This window comes from Vibrio sp. 10N.222.46.A1 (genome assembly GCF_041473595.1).
In the GTDB taxonomy this organism is placed as follows: Bacteria; Pseudomonadota; Gammaproteobacteria; order Enterobacterales; family Vibrionaceae; genus Vibrio; species Vibrio tasmaniensis_A.
In genome coordinates this window covers 1-1,253 of sequence record NZ_JBFRSN010000543.1, presented here as the reverse complement: position 1 = coordinate 1,253, position 1,253 = coordinate 1, and the positions used below count along the sequence as shown (strand labels likewise).

1 protein-coding gene is annotated in these 1,253 nt (G+C 40.1%); it reads left to right on the top strand.

Features of this window, described 5'->3' with window-relative positions; genetic code table 11:
- The first annotated feature begins 218 nt into the window (after positions 1 to 218).
- On the top strand, positions 219 to 1,058 hold the full coding sequence (gene mepA, locus AB4496_RS15470; RefSeq protein WP_009848259.1) for a penicillin-insensitive murein endopeptidase: 840 nt from the start codon (positions 219 to 221) through the stop codon (positions 1,056 to 1,058).
- Positions 1,059 to 1,253 lie beyond the last annotated feature (195 nt).

The window sequence follows — 1,253 nt, the reverse complement described above, 5'->3', positions numbered from 1 at the left end:
CTAGGCTTTCGTCGTTTCAGGGCTGTGAGTTTTTGTCTTCGACTACGATAATATCGCTACAGATTGAGAAGATTCGCTAGGAATAGTGAAGCTTTTTCACTTAAATATCTAAAGTCAGTAGATAACTCTCAAGCTATCCCAAAAATATCACTCTCGACATACACCAATTCCCTAATGACGACTAGTATAAAAACAGTGATCGTTTATTTGGAATTGTTATGAGGTTATTTTGTACATTGGCTCTTATCTTTTGTTCGTTTGTTGTATCTGCAACCTCGTGGGAAAAAGAGAAAAGCCCAACAAGAAATTCAACCTCATCCATAGGTAGTTACGCTAATGGTTGTCTTGACGGGGCGCAAGCTTTGCCAATTAATGGGCAAGGTTATCAGGTGATCCGCCCTCAGAGAGAGCGCTATTATGGCCACACAGAGTCAATTCAGTTTATTGAAAGGCTAGGTTTAACTACAAGCAAACAACTCAACACAAATCTATTGGTGGGTGATATTTCGCTACCTAGAGGTGGACGCTTCTCATCTGGCCATTCAAGCCACCAGACTGGGTTGGATATTGATATATGGTTAAGGCTCACTGATGAGAGACTTTCCGAGAATGAACTTGCTGTTCCTAAGCCAATAAGTGTAGTCGACCTTACCAACTACAAATTACGTAAATCAAATTGGACCGATGATCATTTTCAAGTGATTCGCTATGCAGCCAAAGATGAAAAAGTGGTACGAATCTTCGTCCATCCTGTCATTAAACAAACTCTTTGTGACCAAGAAAACTCTGATGCCAATGGGAGAGCTTGGTTAGGAAAAATCAGACCTTGGTGGGGACATCATTCTCATTTTCATGTTCGTTTAAAATGTCCTAAAGGTAGTTCTAACTGCATCGCTCAAGCAAACCCGCCAAAAGGTGATGGTTGTGGAGATGAACTTGCCAGTTGGGCTCCGCAGACCATTCCAGTTCCTCCACCTAAAAAAGTCGCTAAAAGTAAGAAAAAAAAGAAAGTTAAAGTAATGCCGAGTCAGTGTTTGGCCTTGATATCTAATAAGTAATCGCATCTATCGAGGTTAATTACAGTGGAAATGCCACTGACTTTCTCGTCTCTGAAACTGGAGAAATGTCACACTTTTGTCTAGAGTTTATAAACACGTAATTAAGAACATCGTTTGATATCAAAACAAACGGATAACGACAATAGCAAAAACAACGATGAATTTGATAATGCTTAGTCAGGGATGGCGTGTTTC